A 19,600-nucleotide genomic window follows, 5' to 3' on the forward strand; every position below is an offset into this window, starting at 1 on the left:
CGGGGCAACGGGTTGGGTGCTGGTTGAGTAATGTGTCAATTAAAAAAGGCAGCTAATTTGGCTGATTTGGCCGCTAGGGGAAATTATGGGTTTTTCAGCGGGCGATCAGAGTTTATAATCCGCCCAAAATTGAGTTGCGGTGCTGGCGCGCCGCGTGTGCGTAATAACGTATAGCTAAAGTCGTTTTTCTTTGCCGTTCAATGGTTTGCGGCAGAAAAGATTTTGGCTATATGCTTTTTTGAAAGGAACCAATAATGAGTTCTTTCGATGGTAACTCTGCTGCGGCGGTAGCCGTGGCGCCCGCACCGGCTTCTTCCGGCAGCACCAAAGTGCGTCGTCATTTAAAGTCGCGCCATCTTTCTATGATTGCCATCGGCGGCAGCATCGGCACCGGCCTGTTTATGGCCAGCGGCAGCGCCATCCATATGGCGGGCCCGGGCGGTGCCTTGGTGGCTTATGCCGCCATCGGCCTGATGGTGTATTTCCTGATGACTTCCTTGGGCGAAATGGCCACCCATCTGCCGGTGTCCGGCTCGTTTTCCACTTATGCCGCCAAGTTTGTTGATCCCTCGCTGGGTTATGCCTTGGGTTGGAACTATTGGTTTAACTGGGTGATTACGGTGGCGGCGGATATTTCCATTGCCGCGCTGGTGATCACGTATTGGGAACCGATGCGCTTTATGCCGCCCTGGGGCTGGAGCCTGCTGTTTTTTGGGCTGATTGTGTTGCTGAACTTGTTGTCGGTCAAGGCATTTGGCGAATCGGAATATTGGTTTGCGATGATTAAGGTGATTACGGTCATCGTGTTCCTCGGCGTGGGTGTGCTCACTATTTTCGGCCTGTTGGGCGGCGAATACGTTGGCTTGACCAATTTCACCGTGGGCGAAGCGCCGTTTTTGGGCGGCGGTTTCCCAGGTAGCTTCTTAACCATGCTGGGTGTGTTCTTGATTGCCGGCTTCTCTTTCCAAGGCACAGAACTCATCGGCATCACCGCCGGCGAATCAGAAAACCCGAAAGAGAGCATCCCGAAAGCCGTAAAACAGGTATTTTGGCGCATCCTGATTTTCTACATCCTGGCTATTTTGGTGATCGGCTTGCTCGTGCCTTATACCAGCCCGGAGCTGTTGGGCGCGGAAAGCGTGGAAGAAATCGCCAAATCGCCGTTTACGTTGGTGTTTGAGCGCGCCGGTTTGGCTATGGCGGCGGCAGTGATGAATGCGGTCATCCTCACTTCTATTCTCTCCGCCGGCAATTCGGGTATGTATGCTTCGGCACGTATGCTGTATGCCATGGGTAAAAATGGCATGGCGTTTAAAGGTTTTCGTAAAGTAAACCGTTTCGGCGTGCCGATGCGGGCGGTTTTGGCCACAGCCGTGGTGGTGATAGCGCTGTTTTTAATCGAGATTTTTAACGATGGCGCGTATCAGTATATTGTGGCGGCCTCCGGCCTCACCGGCTTTATCGCCTGGCTTGGCATCGCCATCAGCCACTACCGCTTCCGCCGCGCCTATATCGCTCAGGGCTTTGAGTTGAAAGACTTGGATTACCGTGCCAAATGGTTCCCCTTCGGCCCGCTGATTGCGTTGGTGTTGTGCGTGTTGGTGATTTTGGGGCAGGACACCGAGCTGGTGATGAGCGGCGCCATCGATTGGCAGCGGATTATGGTGACCTATATGGGCTTGCCTGTATTCTTCGGTTTCTACCTCTACCACAAACTGCGCTACCGCACCCGGGTGATCCCGCTTGAGGAAGTGGATTTGGGCGACGAGGAAGAGGAAGAAGACGAATAAGCCGCTTCATATAAAAGGCTACCTGAAAACCGTGTTTCAAGTTTTCAGGTAGCCTTTTGTAGTTGTGTTATATTGCTTTTTATTGTTATGGTTTCAGGTAGCCTTATGTCATCGCCATCCACTTCCACCATCGCCGCCATCGCCACTGCCGCCGGGCAGGGCGGGGTGGGCGTTATCCGGCTTTCCGGCAAGCAGCTGCTGCCGCTGGCGCAGCAAATCAGCGGCGGCAAAACCCCGCAGCCGCGCCGTGCGCTCCACACCGATTTTGTCGATGCCGCAGGTGAAGCCATCGACAACGGCCTTCTGCTCTATTTCCCTGCCCCCGCCAGCTTCACCGGCGAAGACGTGATCGAGCTGCACGGCCACGGCGGGCGCGTGGTGTTGCAGATGCTGCTGCAACGCTGCTTCGAGCTGGGCGCGCAGCCGGCCGAGCCGGGCGAATTCACCAAACGCGCCTTCTTAAACGGCAAGCTTGATTTGGCGCAGGCCGAAAGCGTGGCCGACCTTATCGATGCCGCCAGCCAATCCGCTGCGCGCCTGGCCGTGCGCTCGCTCAAAGGCGCGTTTTCCCAACAGATTCACGAGCTGGTGGACGAGCTCATCACCTTGCGCATGCTGGTGGAGGCTACCCTGGATTTTCCCGAAGAAGACATCGATTTTCTGGCCGAAGCCAAGGTGGACGAGCGCCTCGCCGCCTTGCAGGAGCGTCTTGTCCGAGTGCTTGCCCAAGCCGAGCAGGGCGCGATTTTGCGCGAAGGCATGAACGTGGTGCTGGTGGGCGCGCCCAATGTGGGCAAATCCAGCCTGCTCAACGCCTTGGCGGGTGAGGACGTGGCCATCGTTACCGACATCGCCGGCACCACCCGCGACACCGTACGTGAGCAGATTACGCTCGAAGGTATCCCCGTGCACATCATCGACACCGCCGGCCTGCGCGATACCACCGACCCGGTGGAGCAAATCGGCATCGAGCGCAGCCGCCAAGCCGTGCAGCAGGCCGATGTGGCCTTGATTCTCATCGACCCGAACGAAGGGCTGAACGAGGCTACCTGTAAAATCCTCGCCCAGCTGCCGCCCGGGCTCAAACGCATCGAAATCCGCAATAAAATCGACCTCAGTGGCGAAGCGGCGGAAAGCTGTGAGCAAAGCGGCCAGCCCAGCGGCGCCGACACCCTGATCAAACTTTCCGCCAAAAACGGCGCCGGGCTTGATTTGCTCAAACAGGCATTGCTGCAGCAAATCGGCTGGCAGGGCGAAAGCGAAAGCCTGTTTCTCGCCCGCAGCCGCCACTTGCGCGCGCTGGAAGCCGCCCAAGCCGAGCTCGAACTCGCCGCCCTGTGCGGCCGCCACCAGCTCGAACTCTTCGCCGAACACCTGCGCCTGGCGCAAAACGCCTGCAATACCATCACCGGCGAATTCAACGCCGATGACCTCCTGGGCGTGATTTTCAGCCGCTTCTGTATCGGCAAATAGAGCGTTTGGAAGGCGGATACACCGCACATTGCGGGTTGGTTTCCCGCTTGCGGTAAGAGAAAGGCTACCTGAATTTTCAGGTAGCCTTTCTGCGTGGTAGAACCGTTTGGGATTAGGTGTTTCATTATTTAATACATTGATATTATGTTTAATTTGTGTAGCATGGTGGTGAGGGGATTTGGGGCAAGGGAAACTTGGCCAGGTTGCCGCCGCTTTGAGGCAAATGGCTGGCATGTGCCGTTATGGCTCGTTATAATGCGAGTTATTATTATTTTTGTGCAGTTAAATTTATCAATTCATATTCTGCTTTTATGCCAAGCATATAGTGATACGGCTTATTGGAAATTGAAATAAATTCAACTATATCATTTCGATGTTTTCAAACTGTGCCGCTGTGTTTCAGGTAGCCTTTCCACATTGCACGAGGAGAAACCCAATGGATATTTTGTCGCGCCTTCATGCTCTGCCTTTAAGCCGTTTCCACTACCGCCTGCTGGTCTTAATCGGGCTGGGCTGGTTGTTTGATGCGATGGACACGGGTATGGTGTCATTTGTGTTGGTTACTTTGGCTAAAGAGTGGGGCTTGAGTGCGCAGCAGTCGGGCTGGGTGGTGAGCATCGGCTTTGTGGGCATGGCGCTGGGCGCGGTGTTGAGCGGTTGGGCGGCCGACCGTTTCGGGCGGCGCAATGTGTTTGCCGGCACCATGGTGCTCTACGGCGCGGCCACGGGTTTGTGCGCGTTGTCGCCGAACTTGGCCGCGCTGCTGTTTTTCCGCTTCTGGGTGGGCTTCGGCTTGGGCGGACAGCTGCCGGTGGCGGTGTCGCTGGTGAGCGAGTATGCGCCGCCGAAGGTGCGCGGGCGGTTTATCGTGCTGCTGGAGAGTTTTTGGGGCTTGGGCTGGCTGGCAGCGGCGCTGGCTTCGTATTTCCTGATTCCGAAATTCGGTTGGCACAGCGCGTTTGCGGCGGGCTCGGTGCCGCTTTTGTATGCGTTTGCGGTGTGGAAGCGGCTGCCGGAATCGGTGCCTTATCTGATTGCGGCGGGCAGGGCGGAGGAGGCGCACGAATTGGTGTGCCGTTTGGAGGCGGAATCGGGCGTGGCGCAGGCGGCAGAAATGATTGTGCCGGCTGCGCAGAAGAAGGAGAAAATCCGCCTCGCGCAGCTGTGGCGGCCGCCGTTTGCCCGCCGCACGCTGATGCTGTGGCTGATTTGGTTCGGCATCGTGTTTTCTTATTACGGGATTTTCACTTGGCTGCCCAAGCTGTTGGCGGGGCAGGGCTATTCGGTGGTGAAAACGTTTGAATATGTGCTGGTGATGATTCTGGCGCAGCTGCCGGGGTATTTTGCGGCGGCAGTGCTGGTGGAGAAAATCGGGCGCAAGGCCACGTTGGCGGGCTTTTTGGGCGCGTGTGCGGTGTGCGCCTACTGTTTCGGCCAAAGCGCCTCTACGCTAGAAATCATGCTGTGGGGCAGTTTGATGTCGTTTTTCAACCTGGGCGCGTGGGGCGTGCTCTACACTTACACGCCGGAGCTGTATCCGGTGCGCTTCCGCGCCTTCGGCTCGGGCTGGGCGGGCGCGGTGGGGCGCATCGGCGGGATTGTGGCGCCGATGGTGGTGGCCGGTATGAGCGGCAGCGGCGGTTTCGCGCGGATTTTCGTGATGTTTGCGGCGGTGCTGGCGGCGGTGGTGCTGGTGATCGTGCTGCTGGGTGAGGAAACGAAGGGGCGCACGCTGGAGGAAATCAGCGCGGATTGATGGGGTGGAGCGCTAAAAAGGCTACCTGAAAAATTTTCAGGTAGCCTTTTTAAAGACGGCTGGGGGCTACCTGAAGATTTGAAAGGCGGCAGACGTAGCTTGCCAATTTAAATAGGTGGCTGCCATGCCGGATTGGGAAGGGAAACTGATATGATAAAACTTGATATGATTTATCGAATGGCAAAGCAACATGAATAAGATAGATAAATATAATTATAAATATGATATTAGCAAAAGCAACAAAGAGCAGGATTTAAAGCTGGCCAATGCTATGCAGAGAAAGTTGATGATCCCTAAGCTTGGTTTTTACGGGTTTGCCGCTATAGGAATCATTGCTTTAATACAAAAAATATATACCGGTGAGATTCTGACAGAGAAAGATTCTATTGGTTTATTTTTTATGTACTATATGCCTATAGTCATGCCCATAACTATTATTGCAACTATTATTTTTGGAATCTGCCCGCATTGCCATAAAACTCAGGGGCTAAACGGAAAGGTGGTTTCATTTACCGGTTTGTCATTTTCCGTATCCAGAGGGGTATCGCCATTTATTAAGTATTGTGCACGATACGGCGCACCTCTTTCTAAAAAGGCGGTAGAAGAAGCATATAGAAAATACGAAGAAGTACAGCGGGCAGAGTAAGATAGGGAAAAACAAATATAGTGGGCTTGTTGCTTGCGCAGCATAGGTTTTGCCGATATTTTCAGGTAGCCCATGTTTGTTAAGCCCAAGGCTACCTGAAACGGGATTTGGGGATTTCAGGTAGCCTGCCGTTTGGTTTTTGGCTACACTTGCCGCCTTCGGAACAAAGCTTCCGATCAGTCAGGGCAGGCCGTGGACATTGCGACCCGGCGTTGCCCGTCGGCGACATTGCGCCGCCGCAAACTCTTATTGAAGGAACTCTCCTATGACCACCCTCTCCCCGGTGGCTTTGCGCCGTCAAACCGAGCCTAAGCCGCATCCCACTGCGCAGTATTGGAAAAAATGCGATGTCGAAGCCCTGTTCGGGCTGCCCTTTCTCGACCTCGTATTCCGTGCCGCCGAAATCCACCGCCAAAATTTCAACCCGCGCGAAATCCAGCTCTCTACCCTGCTTTCCATCAAAACCGGCGGCTGCCCGGAAGACTGCGCCTACTGCCCGCAATCGGCGCACCACAACACCAATCTGGGCAAAGAGCAGATGATGGATGTGGGCGAAATCGTGGAAAAAGCCAAAATCGCTAAATCGCGCGGCGCCAGCCGTTTCTGCATGGGCGCGGCATGGCGCGGGCCGAAGCCGAAAGATGTGGCCGTGGTGTCCGAAATCATTAAAGCCGTGAAGGGTTTGGGCATGGAAACCTGCGGCACGTTCGGCATGTTGGAAGACGGCATGGCGGAAGACTTCAAAAAAGCCGGCTTGGACTATTACAACCACAACCTCGACACCGACCCCGAGCGTTACAACGACATCATCCACACGCGCAAACACGAAGACCGCATGGACACCCTGGGCAAGGTGCGCAACGCCGGCCTGAAAATCTGCTGCGGCGGTATTGTGGGCATGAACGAAACCCGTGCCGAGCGCGCCGGGCTGATTGCCAGCCTCGCCAACCTCGACCCGCAGCCGGAAAGCGTGCCGATTAACCAGCTGGTGAAAGTGGAAGGCACGCCGCTGGCCGATGCCGAAGATTTGGATTGGACGGAGTTCGTCCGCACCATTGCCGTGGCACGGATTACCATGCCGAAGAGTTTCGTGCGCCTTTCCGCCGGGCGCAGCAATATGTCCGAATCCATGCAGGCGATGTGTTTCATGGCGGGCGCGAACTCGATTTTCTACGGCGACAAGCTCTTGACCACGGAAAACCCCGACGAAGACGGCGACCGCCTGCTGATGGCCAAGCTGGATTTGGTGCCGCTGGATTATCATGCCGAACCCGGCGAGGCGGCGGAAAGGCTACCTGAAAACCATCACGCAGCCGGCGGTTGCGGCGGCGGGCATTGCGGCTGTGCACATTGAGTTTCAGATTTCAGGTAGCCTTTTCAGGTAGCCTGAAGTGGAAAACAAAAAACAGCATGATGGTGTGTCATGCTGTTTTTATATAGGAGAGAGGCTACCTGAAAGATATTGGGCGTCCCATATACGGCTAGGCAAACGCAACAATCAGCAACCTCAATAGCGTAGGCATACGTTGTCTTATTACCAACCCTACGGTCTATCCGGTGCAGAAATCCTGGCCACCGTGCACAGTACAGGCGTTTGATGGTGTGCAGTGTGAGAGTGGTACAGCGTTTCACACTGTACCCGTGCCATCCTGCCTTTAAACCGCTGATACTGTCGGAAGTTCTCTGGAGACGACATAGCCAGCTGCATCGTCCTCACGCCTGTTTCAGGGGTGTCTATACCATCATCGTCCCCAGGCTTTGGCACAACAGTGATCGGCTTATCCAACACAATAGCCATCCAACCGCCACGCATCGTTTGTAATTTCCCTGTGAATGCCACCGATTCTCCATATTTGTATTCATAGGCTAGGGCGGGTAGGGATGTACACAGCAGCAATAGAGTAAACAGCTTCTTCATTATTTTCTCCTTATACACAAATACATAACTCTTATCATACCCCAACCGCAGCAAAAAAGCAGCCCGTACCGCTGTTGCTGTTATTCCCGAATCGATAACACAGCCTTATTCACCACCTTCTTCCTCTGCATGCCTTGCCAAATGCCGCAGCGCCGCCGCCAGCTCCGGGTGGTGTGCCAAATCATCCGCAGCGGCCAAGCACTGTTCGGCGGCGGTGCGGCTCAGTTTGGCTTGTTTTTCTTTCGACCGCTCCTGCTCCGGCGGGCTGATTTTCACCTGCACTTCGCGCACCTCCGGGCACACCGCCCGCCAGGCCGGCAGCAGCCCCGCCGCGAGCATCCGCAGCCGTGCCGCCGCCATATTGTTGCTTGCATACCAAACCAAAACCCCTTCGCGCACCCGCACCGCGCGGCAATGCTGCTGCAACTTGGCCGGCAGCCGTGCTTCCAGTGCTTGGGCGGTATGCCGCCAGCTTTCGGCCTGCATAATCAGGTCGTGCAGCCGCGATTCGCCGCGGCTGAGGTTGTCGCGGCTGTGCAGGCTGTGGCGGCCGGGGTTGAGGCGGTTGAGGTCGGACATATAAAGGCTACCTGAAAAGTGGAGTTGGGCAATGGCAAAGCAGGCAGGATACACCTAAAAACCTCATCAAGAGGCTACCTGAAAACAGGCAAACTGCCGCTGCCGATAAAAAAGCCTGCCCGATGCGCTTGAAATCCTGCCAGGGCGAGCCATATTCCCAAGCGCGAACAGGTTTGATTATGCTAGAATTACCCGTTATTTTACTATCGCAGTGGATGAGATTTGAACCGGAATAAGCCGGCAGGCGAATGCCGCCGCAGTTTGAATCGAGCACACGGGGCAACAGCAATACCGCATAAGGGATTAAATATTTTATGATTACTTCACTGGCCAAGAAAGTGTTCGGCAGCCGCAACGACAGGCTTCTGAAACAATACCGCAAATCCGTGGTACGCATCAACGGCATGGAAAAAGACATCCAGCAGCTCGACGATGCGGCGCTGCAAGCCAAAACCGCAGAATTCAAACAACGGCTCGCCAAGGGCGAAACCTTGGACGACATTTTGGAAGAAGCTTTTGCCGTGTGCCGCGAAGCTTCCCGCCGCACACTGGGCATGCGCCATTTTGATGTGCAGCTCATCGGCGGCATGGTGTTGCACCAGGGCAAAATCGCCGAAATGCGAACCGGCGAGGGCAAAACCCTGGTGGCTACGCTGGCCGTGTATCTGAACGCGCTCGCCGGTAAAGGCGTGCATGTGGTAACGGTAAACGACTACCTCGCCGCCCGCGATGCCGATATCATGGGCCCGCTCTACAACTTCCTCGGCATGAAAGTGGGCGTGATTGTGGCCAATATGGATCAGGCTGCCAAGCACGAAGCCTATAACGCCGACATCACCTACGGTACCAACAACGAGTTCGGCTTCGACTACCTGCGCGACAATATGGTGCACCAGCTGAGCGACAAAGTGCAGCGTGCGCTGAATTTTGCCGTGGTGGACGAAGTAGACTCTATTCTGATTGACGAAGCCCGTACCCCGCTCATCATCTCCGGCCAGGCCGACGACAACACCGATTTGTATTTGGTGATGAATAAAGTGCCCGCCCAGCTGGTACGCCAGAAAGAAGAAGAGGGCGAGGGCGATTATTGGGTGGACGAGAAAAACCGCACCGTATTGCTCAGTGAAGCCGGCCATGAACATGCTGAGCAAATCCTCACCAAAATGGGCCTGTTGCAGGAAGGCGATTCGCTCTATTCCACCGCCAACATCGCCCTGATGCACCACTTGATGGCCGCTTTGCGCGCCCACAGCCTGTTTAATTTGGACGAGCATTATGTGGTGCAAGACGGCGAAATCGTGATTGTGGATGAATTCACCGGCCGCCTGATGACCGGCCGCCGCTGGTCGGAAGGCCTGCATCAGGCCGTGGAAGCCAAAGAAGGCGTGGAAATCCGCCAAGAAAACCAAACCTTGGCCTCCATTACCTTCCAAAACTACTTCCGCCTCTACAGCAAACTCTCCGGCATGACCGGTACCGCCGACACCGAAGCCTACGAGTTCCAAAGCATCTACGGCTTGGAAACCGTGATTATCCCCACCAACCGGCCGATGATCCGCAAAGACTTCAACGATCAGGTATTTCGCACCGCCGAAGAAAAATTTGAAGCCGTGGTGGCCGATATTAAAGAGCGTCATGCCAAAGGTCAGCCCATCCTGGTGGGTACCACCAGCATCGAAAACTCCGAGCTCGTGTCTAATATGCTCTCCCGCGCCGGTTTGGCACACAACGTGTTGAACGCCAAAGAGCACGCCCGCGAAGCCGATATCGTGGCGCAGGCTGGTAAAACCGGCATGATTACCGTGGCCACCAATATGGCCGGCCGCGGTACCGACATCGTACTCGGCGGTAACGTGAAACATCTTAGCCACATCATCCGCAACAATCCCGATTTGAGCGAAGAAGAAAAAGCCGCCCGCATTAAAGAGCTGGAAGACGGCTGGCAGGAAGAGCACGACCGCGTAATCGCTGCCGGCGGCCTGCACATCGTCGGCACCGAGCGCCACGAAAGCCGCCGTATCGACAACCAGTTGCGCGGCCGTTCCGGCCGTCAGGGCGATATCGGCTCCAGCCGCTTCTACCTCTCGTTTGAAGACCCGCTGCTGCGCCTCTTCGCGCTCGACCGCCACGCTGCCTTGCTCGATAAACTGGCGCCGGAACGTGGTGTGCCGATTGAAGCCAATTTGCTTACCCGTCAGATTGAAAGCGCTCAGCGCAAAGTGGAAGGCCGCAACTTCGACATGCGTAAACAAGTGCTGGAATACGACGACGTGGCCAATGATCAGCGCAAGGTTATCTACAGCCGCCGCAACGAAGTGCTGGAAACCGAAGACAACTCCGCCATGATGACCGAGATGCGGCAAGAGGCAATCGAGAATTTGGTTGATCTGTATATGCCCGCCGACAGCATCGAAGAGCAGTGGGATTTGGTGGCGCTGGAGAAACAGCTGTTTGCCGACTTCCATATTCATGCTCCGGTTACCGAGTGGTTCAAGCAAGACCCCACCCTCGACAACCAAGACGTGAAGGAGCGTGTTTGGAAGCTGGCGCAAGACGACTATGCCGCTAAAACCGAAATGGTCGGTGCCGAATTGATGCGTCAGTTTGAGCGCAATATCTTCCTGCAAGTGATGGACAGCCAATGGCGCGAACATCTTTCTGCTATGGACTATCTGCGTCAAGGCATCCACCTGCGCGGCTACGCTCAGAAGAATCCGAAGCAGGAATACAAAATGGAATCTTTCGAGATGTTCCAAAACCTGTGGCAGAACATCCGCAATGAAACAGCAAGGCTTCTGTCGCAAGTGCGCTTCGAGCTGAATGAGCCGGTGGCCGAGGAAAGTGCTCCCGCGCAAATGGCTTATCAAGAAAACCATGCTCCGGCGCCGGATATTACTTATCTAGCTGCTAATGGCAACGCCGCCGAAGCCGCTGACTTTGCCGAAGACGACTTCAGCCCCGAAGCTCTTGCTGCCCGTGGCCAAATGGTACACCGCAACGACCCCTGCCCCTGCGGCAGCGGCCTGCGCTACAAACAGTGCCACGGCAAATTGAGCTAAACAGCCCCGCTTAAACTGGGTATCAAAAGCTACCTGAAAACCGGATACAGGGTTTCAGGTAGCCTTTTGTTTGGAGTGGTAGGATTTATATAGTGAATTAAATTTAAACCAGTACAGCGTTGGCTCGCCTTGCCGTACTATTTGTACTGTCTGCGGCTCGCCGCCTTGTCCTGATTTAAATTTAATCCACTATAGTGGGTTAAAAAGTGTGGAACAAGGCGGGTGGGGTGGATGTGCAAGCAGTTCGGCTAGATGAGCTGCAGTAGCGCAGTCTTGTCTTCATTCCCTATGGGTTTTTGAGGAAGATGTTTTCAGGTAGCCTTCTTGGTTGAACAGGCTACCTGAAAACTATCTGGCGTGATGGATTGGCATTACCTGTTACTGAGTGGTTTCAGGTAGCCTGTGATGGCGGATGTGTCGGCAGGTAGCGAACTCTATCGGTATTCTCTTAAAGAATGCAGTGCCCTAGACTTGTTGTACTACCTTTGCTGTCGGAGACTTGCAGCCCGGTTTCATTGCTTCGCAGGTGCGATGAAACAGTTTGCTGATGTAATGTTGAAGACTGTCAGAAAAGAGCTATTTTTCAGATAGCCTTCACAAGCGCAGGGGCCGACAAAAAGGCTACCTGAAATTTCAGGTAGCCTTTGATTAAGCCTGAGGATTAGTTCTGGCCTTCTTCCGGACGCATATGCGGGAACAGGATAACGTCGCGGATGCTCGGGGCGTTGGTCAGCAACATTACCAAGCGGTCGATACCGATACCGCAACCGCCGGTGGGCGGCAGACCGTATTCCATGGCGCGGATGTAGTCGGCGTCGTAGTTCATGGCTTCGTCGTCGCCGGCTTCTTTCTGAGCCACTTGTGATCTGAAGCGATCAGCCTGGTCTTCCGGGTCGTTCAACTCTGAGTAGCCGTTGGCCAGCTCGCGGCCTACTGCAAACAGTTCGAAACGTTCGGTGAGCTTCGGATTGGTATCGGAAGCGCGGGCCAAGGGAGACACTTCAACCGGATAGTCGATGATGAAGGTGGGGTTCCACAGCTTGCCTTCGGCGCAGCCTTCAAATAAGGCCAGCTGCAGGCTGCCGATGCCGGGGGCGGCGGGCAGGTCTTCGCCGTGTTTTACCACTTCTTTTTTCAGCCATTCTTCATCGTTCAGCTGCTCATCGGTGTAGTGCGGATTGTATTTTTTGATCGCGTCCACGATGGTGAGGCGGTCAAAGCGTTTTTCCAGATCCACTTCTTTACCGTTGTAAGGAACGTGCAGGCTGCCGCAAACGGCGTTGGCGCAAGCGCGGATCACGCCTTCGGTCATGTCCATCATGCGGTGGTAGTCGGAGAATGCCTCGTAGAACTCCATCATGGTGAACTCGGGGTTGTGGCGGGCAGACACGCCTTCGTTACGGAAGTTGCGGTTGATTTCAAACACGCGCTCGAAACCGCCTACCACCAAACGTTTCAGATAGAGCTCGGGAGCAATTCGCATAAACAGCGGGATGTCCAGCGCGTTGTGGTGGGTAACGAATGGACGGGCTGCTGCGCCACCGGCAATCGGGTGCATCATCGGGGTTTCCACTTCAAGATACTGCTCGCCAGTCATGAAGTTGCGGATGGTTTGGATGATGCGGCCACGTTTTTTGAAGATTTCGCGCGATTCGGCGTTTACGATCAAATCGGCATAACGCTGGCGGTAGCGGGTTTCCTGGTCTTTCAGGCCGTGCACTTTATCAGGCAGCGGGCGCAGGGCTTTGGCCAACAGGCGGATTTGGCTTACGCGTACGGTCAGCTCGCCGTGGTTGGTTTTAAACAGCACGCCTTCTGCGCCGAGGATATCGCCCAAGTCCCAGTGCTTGAACTCTTCGTGAATCTTCTCACCAACACCCTGGTCGTTTACGTAGAGCTGGATTTGGCCGGAAACGTCTTGCAGGGTGGCGAAGCTGGCCTTACCCATATCGCGTTGCAGCATCATGCGGCCTGCTACCTTGACGGTTACGTTCTTTTCTTCCAACTCTTCCTTAGACAGTTCGCCGTACTGGCTCTGCAGATCACCGGCAAAAGCATTGCGACGGAAGTCGTTCGGGAACGCTACGCCGTGCTTGCGGATTTCTGCCAATTTCTCGCGACGAACTGCCATGACCTGACTTTCGTCTAATTGGGGGGTATCGGTATGTTGAGATTCATTCATGGTATCCATCCATATATTAATGAGAGACAGCACTCTTGGATTTGGTGGCTTGTCTCAGTGGTTGAAAAACTTCATTGCTGAAGATGCCATTGCATCAATGACCCATGCCACAAATTGGACAAAAATCAATGTTTGCATATTCCTTTTTGAGAAACTCTGCAGCTTTATGCAAAGGCATGGCTGTAAAGTAAAGGAAAGGCAAGGTGTATGTCAAGCGATTAAATCAAAAAATTTTCAAGTGTTAATGCTTGGGGTATGGCAATAATGACAACAATCTGGCTGCAGGGCAGCCAGATTGTTGTAGTATTGAGAGAATTTATGCGGCTACGCCGGCAGCACGGGCAATGGCCAAGCCTTCCTGCTGGCTGAGGTAGCGAGGGTTATCCGGGCAATCGCGCAGAATGATGTCGCCATCGCGGAAAGCAACCAATTCATTTACGGCTAGTTGCGTCCAAGTTTCGTTGGCGGTAAGGGGTTGTGTGGCAATAACGGCTACACGGTCATTGGGAGTGGTTACTGCGGCGAAATCTATAGCTACATCGTTATCGATAAGATGCGCTTCACCAAAGGGGGCTTGGCGGATGATGTAGTACAGCAGAGTGCTGGCATGGGCAAACAAGATTTCTCCGTTAGACAGCATAAAGTTGAATAATCCGTGGTGGCGGATTTGTGCTGTGAGTGCGGCCACTTCTGCAAACAATTTGCCCACTGGTGGCTTATGCTCAAAGCGGTTGCGCAGTTGTTCCAGTATGAAGCAGAAGGCACGTTCGGAATCGGTGCTGCCGACAGGGCGGTAGTATTGGCCTTCCTCAGGTTGAAAGCCGCCAAGGTGGCCGTTGTGGGCGAACAGCCAGTATTCGCCCCATATTTCGCGGATGAAGGGGTGGGTATTAGCTAAGCCGACGCTGCCTTGGGTGGCTTTGCGGATGTGGGCGATGACGTTGGTGGATTTGATTTGGTAGGTTTTTACCAAATCGGCCACCGGCGAGCTGGCGCTGGGCTTGTCGTCGTGGAACATACGCACGCCTTTGTTTTCGAAAAAGCCAATGCCAAAGCCGTCGGCATGTCGGTCGGTGAGCCCGCCGCGCAGGCGGAAGCCTTCGAAAGAGAAAACGATGTCGGTGGGGGTGTTGCAGTTCATGCCCAAAAGCTGGCACATGATGAGTTCCTCGAGATTGGTTTTAGTAAAACTGGTAGGTGTTGTACCGCTATGATTATTTTAACGACCTTGAGGCTACCTGAAAACCTGCCTGTTGTTATACCGATATAACGCGTGGCTATATGTTTGCGTTTGGATGATATGCATTTTCAGGTAGCCTGATTCTGCAGAACTAAGGCAAAGTTTCTGCTTGAAAGTTCTAGTGAAAATATAGTATAGTGTGCGTCTTGGCATTTTTAGCCAAGTTTTTTGTTTTGTCCAAAAGGTCGGCCAATCGTAGCTGACCCCTTGTTATATAAGGAAAAATCATGACTTTAGGTCTGGTTGGGCGCAAAGTGGGCATGACTCGCGTGTTTACCGAGCAAGGTGTTTCCGTGCCGGTAACCGTGTTGGAAATGTCTCCTAATCGCGTCACTCAGGTAAAATCCAAAGATACCGACGGCTATGCGGCTGTTCAGGTTACCTTTGGTCAGAAGAAAGCTAATCGTGTAAACAAAGCGGAAGCTGGGCACTTTGCAAAAGCGGGTGTTGAGGCTGGTCGCGGTTTGCATGAGTTTGCTTTGACTGAAGAGAAATTGGCTGAATTGAAAGTGGGCGACGAAGTAACTGTTGCTATTTTTGAAGCTGGCCAGTTTGTAGATGTAACCGGCACCTCTAAAGGTAAGGGCTTTGCTGGTACCATCAAGCGCCATAACTTTGGTGCGCAACGTGCTTCTCACGGTAACTCTCGTTCTCACCGTGTTCCTGGTTCTATCGGTATGAACCAAGATCCGGGTCGTGTGTTCCCGGGTAAACGTATGGCTGGTCAGTATGGTAATACCACTGCGACCGTGCAGCGTTTGGAAGTGGTTCGTGTGGATGCGGAACGCAATCTGCTGTTGGTTAAAGGTGCTGTTCCCGGTGCCGCCAATGGTGATGTAGTTGTGCGCCCCAGCGTGAAAGTAGGTGCGTAATGGAATTAAAAGTAATTGATGCTAAAGGCCAGGTTTCAGGTAGCCTTGCTGCTTCCGATGCACTGTTTGCTCGTGAATATAACGAGGCATTGGTTCACCAGCTGGTTACTGCTTTCTTGGCAAATGCCCGTTCTGGCAACCGTGCACAGCTGACTCGTGCTGAAGTGAAGCACTCCACCAAAAAGCCGTGGCGCCAAAAAGGTACTGGCCGCGCTCGTGCTGGTATGTCTTCTTCTCCGCTGTGGAGAGGGGGTGGCCGTACATTCCCGAATAAGCCTGATGAAAACTTTACTCAGAAGGTTAATCGTAAGATGTACCGTGCCGGTATGGCGACTATTTTGTCTCAGTTGGTGCGTGATGAGCGCTTGTTTGTGATTGAAGAGCTGTCTGTTGCTACTCCTAAAACCAAAGCTTTTGCTGAGCAAGTGAAAAATTTGGGTATGGAGCAGGTTTTGTTTGTTACCAATCAGCTGGACGAAAACGTATATCTGTCTTCACGTAACCTGCCAAATGTGTTGGTTCTGGAAGCTCAGCAGATTGATCCATACAGCTTGCTTCGCTATAAAAAAGTAGTGGTAACTAAGGAAGCGGTTGCACAACTTGAGGAGCAATGGGTATGAATCAACAACGTTTGATGAAAGTAATTTTGGCTCCTGTTGTTTCTGAAAAGAGCAATTTGTTGGCTGAGAAACGCAACCAGATGACTTTTAAAGTGTTGCCTGATGCAACCAAGGCAGAAGTTAAAGCTGCTGTTGAATTGTTGTTTGGTGTTCAGGTAGCCTCTGTGACTACAGTTGCAATCAAAGGGAAAGTAAAGCGTTTTGGTCGCACTCTGGGTCGCCGCAGTAATGTGAAGAAAGCTTATGTCAGCTTGGCTGCCGGACAGGAGCTGGATTTGGAATCTGTTGCAGCAGCTGCAGATAAGGAATAAATATTATGGCTATTGTAAAAATGAAGCCGACTTCTGCAGGCCGCCGCGGCATGGTTCGCGTGGTTGCAGAGGGTCTGCATAAGGGTGCTCCTTATGCGCCGCTGGTGGAGAAGAAAAACTCTATCGCTGGCCGCAATCATAACGGTCATATCACTACTCGTCATAAAGGTGGTGGGCATAAACATCACTACCGCGTAGTAGATTTTAAACGCGATAAGGATAATATTCCTGCGAAAGTTGAGCGTATTGAGTACGATCCGAACCGTACTGCTTTCATTGCGCTGCTTTGCTACGCTGATGGTGAGCGCCGTTATATTATTGCTCCTCGCGGTATCCAAGCGGGTGCCGTATTGGTTTCTGGCGCAGAAGCTGCAATCAAAGTTGGTAATGCTTTGCCAATTCGTAATATTCCGGTTGGTACCACCATCCACTGTATCGAGATGAAGCCTGGCAAAGGTGCTCAGATTGCTCGTTCAGCTGGTGCTTCCGCGGTTTTGCTGGCTAAAGAAGGTGTTTACGCTCAAGTTCGCCTGCGCTCAGGTGAAGTGCGTAAGATCCATATTGATTGCCGTGCCACTGTTGGCGAAGTTGGCAATGAAGAGCAAAGTCTGAAGAAAATTGGTAAAGCTGGTGCTAATCGCTGGCGTGGTATTCGTCCGACCGTCCGCGGTGTGGTAATGAACCCTGTAGATCACCCGCATGGTGGTGGTGAGGGTCGTACCGGTGAGGCTCGTGAGCCTGTCAGCCCATGGGGTACTCCGGCTAAGGGTTACCGAACTCGTAATAATAAGCGTACGGACAATATGATCGTTCGTCGCCGCTATTCAAATAAAGGTTAATTGATATGGCTCGTTCATTGAAAAAAGGTCCATATGTCGATCTGCACCTGCTGAAAAAAGTTGATGCTGCTCGCGCCGGCAATGATAAGCGTCCTATTAAAACATGGTCTCGCCGCTCAACAATTCTCCCTGATTTTATTGGGTTGACTATTGCGGTACATAATGGTCGCACTCACGTGCCTGTGTTTATTAGCGATAATATGGTTGGCCATAAGTTGGGTGAGTTTGCGCTTACTCGTACTTTTAAAGGACACTTGGCTGATAAAAAGGCTCAGAAATAAGGTGAATCATGAGAGTATCTGCACAACATAAAAACGCCCGTATTTCTGCTCAAAAAGCCCGGTTAGTTGCTGATTTAATTCGAGGCAAAGAGGTAGAGCAAGCTCTTAATATTTTGACGTTTAGCACAAAGAAAGGTGCTGAGCTGATTAAAAAGGTATTAGAGTCTGCTATCGCTAATGCTGAGCATAACGAAGGCGCTGACATTGATGAGCTTAAAGTTGTAACGATTTTTGTGGACAAGGGGCCGAGCTTAAAACGATTCCGTGCCCGGGCAAAAGGTCGTGGCAACCGTATTGAAAAACAAACGTGTCATATTAATGTGACAGTAGGAAACTAAGGAAAAGCTATGGGACAAAAAATTCATCCAACTGGCTTTCGCCTAGCTGTAAATAAAGACTGGTCATCTAAGTGGTTTGCCAAGAGCACAGAATTTGCTGCTGTATTGAAGCAGGATATCGATGTGCGTGATTATTTGCGTAAGCGCTTAGCCAATGCTTCAGTAGGCCGCGTAGTGATTGAGCGTCCGGCTAAATCTGCTCGCATCACCATTCATACTGCACGCCCCGGTGTCGTGATTGGTAAAAAGGGCGAGGATATTGAGGTATTGAAGCAAGATTTGCAACAATTGCTTGGTGTTCCTGTTCATGTGAATATCGAAGAAATTCGCAAACCTGAATTGGATGCGCAAGTTATTGCTGATGGCATCGCTCAGCAGTTGGAAAAACGTGTACAGTTCCGTCGCGCAATGAAGCGTGCTATGCAAAATGCTATGCGTGCTGGCGCTAAAGGTATCAAAATCATGACTTCAGGGCGTCTGAATGGCGCGGATATCGCTCGTAGCGAATGGTATCGTGAGGGTCGTGTGCCGTTGCATACTTTGCGAGCAGCTGTTGAATATGCCACTAGCGAGGCGCATACCACCTATGGTGTTATAGGCCTGAAAGTATGGGTTTATAAGGGCGAGACTGGACAGTTGTTGGAAAATGCCAACACTGAGAATAAGCGTAGAAAAGGAGGTGGCCGCCATGCTACAGCCGGTTAGAATGAAATATCGCAAGCAGCATAAAGGTCGCAATACTGGTGTCGCTACTAATGGATACGATGTCAGCTTTGGTAATTTTGGTTTGAAGGCAATTGGTCGTGGCAGATTAACGGCTCGACAGATTGAAGCGGCTCGACGTGCTATGACTCGTCATATTAAGCGTGGTGGGCGTATTTGGATTCGTGTATTCCCAGATAAACCTATTACTGAAAAACCAATCCAAGTGCGTATGGGTGGCGGTAAAGGCTCTGTAGAGTATTATGTCGCTGAAATCAAGCCTGGCAAAGTGCTCTATGAAATGGATGGAGTATCAGAATCCTTGGCTAGAGAGGCGTTTGCTTTAGCGGCTGCAAAATTGCCTATACGTACAACTTTTGTGTCCCGGCAGGTAGGTAAATGATGAAAATGATTGATTTAAAAGACAAATCATTGGAGCAGCTAGAGGCTGATCTGGTTGGTTTGTTAAAGACGCAATTTAGTTTGCGTATGCAACATGCTACTGGCCAGCTAAGCAAGAATAGTGAGTTGAAGCGCGTTCGTCGTGATATTGCTCGCGTAAAAACCAAGTTAGCTGAGAAAGGGGTTGGCAATGAGTGATGCCAAAATTGTTCGAACTTTGCAAGGTAGGGTGATCAGTGACAAGATGGATAAAACAGTAACCGTCTTGATTGAGCGCAGAGTAAAACACCCCTTGTACGGTAAGATTATCCAGCGATCCACTAAAATTCATGCTCACGATGAGCGAAATGAGTGCAAAGTGGGTGATGTGGTGGTAATTGCTGAGGGTCGCCCTTTGTCCAAGACAAAGTCATGGGTTGTCCAAAGCCTGCTTGAGAAGTCTCAAGAAATTTAGTTGTAATTTTGGTATTTTTGTAGGCGAGGTCTTGCAGTAGGAAAGAAAAAGCTGTAAACTCCTCGCCTTTCTAGCTTCTAGTTTCCTAGGAGTTTCTCCCTGTCGGGGCCAAAACTGATCTATTTTGGTAGATGCTGG

21 protein-coding genes and 1 pseudogene are annotated in these 19,600 nt (G+C 52.6%); 17 read left to right on the top strand and 5 right to left on the bottom strand.

Annotated elements, in window-relative coordinates; genetic code table 11:
- Positions 1 to 362 precede the first annotated feature (362 nt).
- The 5 genes from CKV94_RS06015 to bioB all read left to right on the top strand — a co-directional run bounded on the left by CKV94_RS06015 (position 363) and on the right by bioB (position 7,019).
- Positions 363 to 1,790: an amino acid permease gene (locus tag CKV94_RS06015; protein ID WP_003823777.1), complete on the top strand. Its 1,428-nt coding sequence runs from the start codon at positions 363 to 365 to the stop codon at positions 1,788 to 1,790.
- 105 nt (positions 1,791 to 1,895) lie between these two features.
- A complete protein-coding gene (gene mnmE / locus CKV94_RS06020; protein ID WP_003823778.1) occupies positions 1,896 to 3,263 on the top strand; it encodes a tRNA uridine-5-carboxymethylaminomethyl(34) synthesis GTPase MnmE in 1,368 nt (455 codons plus the stop codon).
- Between the two features lie 436 nt (positions 3,264 to 3,699).
- Complete coding sequence (locus tag CKV94_RS06025) at positions 3,700 to 5,019, top strand: MFS transporter (RefSeq protein ID WP_003823780.1); 1,320 nt, start codon at positions 3,700 to 3,702, stop codon at positions 5,017 to 5,019.
- Between the two features lie 190 nt (positions 5,020 to 5,209).
- Entirely contained in the window at positions 5,210 to 5,665 is a 456-nt protein-coding gene (locus CKV94_RS06030; RefSeq protein ID WP_003823782.1) for a hypothetical protein, read from the top strand.
- Between the two features lie 265 nt (positions 5,666 to 5,930).
- The gene (gene bioB / locus CKV94_RS06035) at positions 5,931 to 7,019 is read left to right on the top strand and encodes a biotin synthase BioB (RefSeq protein WP_003823784.1); all 1,089 of its coding nucleotides are present in this window, start codon (positions 5,931 to 5,933) and stop codon (positions 7,017 to 7,019) included.
- Between the two features lie 189 nt (positions 7,020 to 7,208).
- Here the strand turns inward: bioB and CKV94_RS06040 are convergent, their stop codons facing one another.
- Positions 7,209 to 7,583: a DUF4431 domain-containing protein gene (locus tag CKV94_RS06040; RefSeq protein ID WP_035580651.1), complete on the bottom strand. Its 375-nt coding sequence runs from the start codon at positions 7,581 to 7,583 to the stop codon at positions 7,209 to 7,211.
- A gap of 105 nt (positions 7,584 to 7,688) precedes the next feature.
- Entirely contained in the window at positions 7,689 to 8,216 is a 528-nt protein-coding gene (locus CKV94_RS06045) for a DciA family protein (protein WP_155733674.1), read from the bottom strand.
- 260 nt (positions 8,217 to 8,476) lie between these two features.
- Between CKV94_RS06045 and secA the strand changes: the two genes are divergently transcribed.
- The gene (gene secA / locus CKV94_RS06050; protein WP_003823790.1) at positions 8,477 to 11,221 is read left to right on the top strand and encodes a preprotein translocase subunit SecA; all 2,745 of its coding nucleotides are present in this window, start codon (positions 8,477 to 8,479) and stop codon (positions 11,219 to 11,221) included.
- 87 nt (positions 11,222 to 11,308) lie between these two features.
- Here the strand turns inward: secA and CKV94_RS11365 are convergent.
- A pseudogene (locus tag CKV94_RS11365) lies at positions 11,309 to 11,421 on the bottom strand (IS5/IS1182 family transposase); the annotation flags it as partial.
- Positions 11,422 to 11,882: 461 nt separating this feature from the next.
- On the bottom strand, positions 11,883 to 13,403 hold the full coding sequence (lysS, locus tag CKV94_RS06060) for a lysine--tRNA ligase (protein WP_003823791.1): 1,521 nt from the start codon (positions 13,401 to 13,403) through the stop codon (positions 11,883 to 11,885).
- 19 nt (positions 13,404 to 13,422) lie between these two features.
- On the opposite strand from lysS, the gene CKV94_RS06065 reads away from it, so the two are divergent.
- Positions 13,423 to 13,668, top strand: a complete 246-nt coding sequence (locus CKV94_RS06065) for a hypothetical protein (RefSeq protein ID WP_141744154.1) — start codon at positions 13,423 to 13,425, stop codon at positions 13,666 to 13,668.
- A gap of 51 nt (positions 13,669 to 13,719) precedes the next feature.
- Here CKV94_RS06065 and CKV94_RS06070 read toward each other — a convergent pair whose 3' ends face one another.
- Positions 13,720 to 14,562, bottom strand: a complete 843-nt coding sequence (locus CKV94_RS06070) for a class II glutamine amidotransferase (protein ID WP_003823793.1) — start codon at positions 14,560 to 14,562, stop codon at positions 13,720 to 13,722.
- A 308-nt stretch (positions 14,563 to 14,870) separates the two neighbouring features.
- Here CKV94_RS06070 and rplC point away from each other — a divergent pair, with 308 nt between their 5' ends.
- Genes rplC through rpsQ form a run of 10 tightly spaced genes read left to right on the top strand, consistent with a single transcriptional unit; the run spans position 14,871 to position 19,462 of the window.
- Complete coding sequence (gene rplC, locus CKV94_RS06075) at positions 14,871 to 15,515, top strand: 50S ribosomal protein L3 (RefSeq protein WP_003823796.1); 645 nt, start codon at positions 14,871 to 14,873, stop codon at positions 15,513 to 15,515.
- Complete coding sequence (gene rplD, locus CKV94_RS06080) at positions 15,515 to 16,135, top strand: 50S ribosomal protein L4 (protein ID WP_003823798.1); 621 nt, start codon at positions 15,515 to 15,517, stop codon at positions 16,133 to 16,135. Before rplC ends, rplD begins: the two co-directional genes overlap by 1 nt.
- Positions 16,132 to 16,446, top strand: a complete 315-nt coding sequence (gene rplW / locus CKV94_RS06085) for a 50S ribosomal protein L23 (protein WP_023887662.1) — start codon at positions 16,132 to 16,134, stop codon at positions 16,444 to 16,446. Before rplD ends, rplW begins: the two co-directional genes overlap by 4 nt.
- Positions 16,447 to 16,451: 5 nt before the next feature.
- Entirely contained in the window at positions 16,452 to 17,285 is an 834-nt protein-coding gene (gene rplB / locus CKV94_RS06090; protein WP_003823800.1) for a 50S ribosomal protein L2, read from the top strand.
- Between the two features lie 5 nt (positions 17,286 to 17,290).
- Positions 17,291 to 17,566, top strand: a complete 276-nt coding sequence (gene rpsS / locus CKV94_RS06095; protein WP_003823801.1) for a 30S ribosomal protein S19 — start codon at positions 17,291 to 17,293, stop codon at positions 17,564 to 17,566.
- Positions 17,567 to 17,574: 8 nt separating this feature from the next.
- Complete coding sequence (gene rplV / locus CKV94_RS06100) at positions 17,575 to 17,904, top strand: 50S ribosomal protein L22 (protein WP_003823802.1); 330 nt, start codon at positions 17,575 to 17,577, stop codon at positions 17,902 to 17,904.
- Positions 17,905 to 17,913: 9 nt separating this feature from the next.
- Positions 17,914 to 18,609 carry a 30S ribosomal protein S3 gene (gene rpsC / locus CKV94_RS06105; RefSeq protein ID WP_023887663.1) on the top strand — a complete coding sequence of 232 codons (696 nt, stop codon included), beginning with the start codon at positions 17,914 to 17,916 and terminating at the stop codon, positions 18,607 to 18,609.
- On the top strand, positions 18,593 to 19,009 hold the full coding sequence (rplP, locus tag CKV94_RS06110) for a 50S ribosomal protein L16 (protein ID WP_003823806.1): 417 nt from the start codon (positions 18,593 to 18,595) through the stop codon (positions 19,007 to 19,009). Before rpsC ends, rplP begins: the two co-directional genes overlap by 17 nt.
- Entirely contained in the window at positions 19,009 to 19,206 is a 198-nt protein-coding gene (rpmC, locus tag CKV94_RS06115) for a 50S ribosomal protein L29 (RefSeq protein ID WP_035573964.1), read from the top strand. The genes rplP and rpmC overlap by 1 nt, the downstream gene beginning before the upstream one ends.
- Entirely contained in the window at positions 19,199 to 19,462 is a 264-nt protein-coding gene (gene rpsQ, locus CKV94_RS06120) for a 30S ribosomal protein S17 (RefSeq protein WP_003823809.1), read from the top strand. The genes rpmC and rpsQ overlap by 8 nt, the downstream gene beginning before the upstream one ends.
- Positions 19,463 to 19,600 lie beyond the last annotated feature (138 nt).

The sequence above is a fragment of the Eikenella corrodens genome (assembly GCF_900187105.1).
Classification (GTDB): domain Bacteria; phylum Pseudomonadota; class Gammaproteobacteria; order Burkholderiales; family Neisseriaceae; genus Eikenella; species Eikenella corrodens.